Source organism: Caballeronia terrestris (genome assembly GCF_001544515.1).
Lineage (GTDB): Bacteria > Pseudomonadota > Gammaproteobacteria > Burkholderiales > Burkholderiaceae > Caballeronia > Caballeronia terrestris.
Genome location: NZ_FCOL02000357.1, coordinates 1 through 1,624 on the forward strand (window position 1 = coordinate 1; position 1,624 = coordinate 1,624).

The window sequence follows — 1,624 nt, forward strand, 5'->3', positions numbered from 1 at the left end:
ATCTCCGCCTATGCCTATGTAACGCCGACGTCAACCTGACGCCGCCAGATTTGTGCGGATCTCCAGCACCATCGACAATACCGACGCTGCAGATTTCAGCGCGATTGCATCAGCCAATCTCGAACGGTCTTTCCGCCCATGACATGAACGAAGCTGACGAAGTGACTTCTTTATCTGTCTACAAGAACGCGTTTCATGCGTCCCCCGCTGCTTGCCTGCTTCTATCGACTGGTCCTGATGCGATCGTGCTCGCCGTCAGTGACGCTTTCGCGCGCGCGTTTTCGATCGAGCCAAGGGGGATCGTCGGCGTCAGTCTTTTCGATCTTCTTGGGTTGCATCTGGGATGCAAATCCACGCGAGAAGCCTTACGTCGTTCAATTGCGCTGGTCGTTGCGAACGGCGCACCGGACTGCGTCGTTATGACCCGCGGGCATCTTCCGCTTTGCGGTGAACACGCCGCGCTGACCGACGGAGAGTGCATTTGGAGAGTCGAGCATGCGCCGGTGCATGATGAAAGCGGTGAACTCGTCTGCGTCCGCCAGACCGTCACCGCGTGCAAGGCGGCTCCAGAAAACGCCTCTTCCGCGACGCTTTCTGACAGCGAACTTCGGTATCGCACGTTGTTTGAGCAAATCAACCAAGGCTTTTGCATCATTGAGATGCTGTTCCACGAGGACGGAACGGCTGCGGACTATCGGTTCCTCACCGTGAATCCGGCGTTCGAGGCGCAAACCGGGTTGGTCAGCGCAACCGGACGAACCATGCTCGAACTAGCGCCTCATCATGAAAGGCATTGGTTCGAGACCTACGGCGAGGTCGCGCGAACGGGCATGCCGGCGCATTTCCAGAACGAGGCGGCGATGCTCGAACGTTGGTACGACGTGCACGCATTTCGCCTGGATCCGTCTAGACCGAACCAGGTGGCCGTCCTGTTTTCGGATATCACCGAGCAGCGAAACGCTGAGCAGCGACGCAAACGAAGCGAACGCGGCGCCCGGGCGGCGGCGCTGCTGGCGGAAGCCGCCACTCGCCGCCTCGATGCGCTTCTCGAGGTGGTGCCCGTTGGGATTGTCGTCAGTGACCGTAACGGTGCGATCGAGCGCGAGAACCGAATGTTTGCGCAGTTATGGGGCAAAGATCACCCGACCCGGACGACTCTTGCTGATCTCGGTAGTTGGAAGGCTCGCTGGGCGGACCACTCGGCGCGACATGGACAGGTTCTTGAGCTTGCCGATTGGACGACAGCGAGAGCCCTTCGCGGGGAAGAGGCAGTCGGTGACTTACTCGAGATCGAGAGTTTCGACGAACCGCCAGTCCGGCGAGTTCTGTTGAGCAGCGGTGCACCGATCCGGGACGAAAACGGGGAGATTACGGGCGCGGTCGTCGCCCAGTTGGATATCACCGAACGGATAGCGGCCGAGGAGGAATTGTTACTCGCCGCAAAACGCAAGGACGAGTTCCTGGCGATGCTTTCCCACGAGCTACGCAACCCGCTTGCGCCCATTGCGTCGGCGGCCGATCTAATCAGGGTATTCCCAAACGACGAAGAGAAATCGTCAAGAGTGGTGTACGCGGGGCGGTCGGCATAGTCAGGCGGCCAGCGCTTGAGGAGCCGGTGTGCTTT

Annotated in this window: 1 protein-coding gene; it reads left to right on the plus strand. The window is 59.7% G+C overall.

Annotated features, from left to right (window positions below; genetic code table 11):
- Window positions 1-1,589: PAS domain-containing protein (locus AWB67_RS37365; protein ID WP_235025590.1), on the plus strand; the 1,589-nt coding region annotated here is incomplete at its 5' end.
- Window positions 1,590-1,624 lie beyond the last annotated feature (35 nt).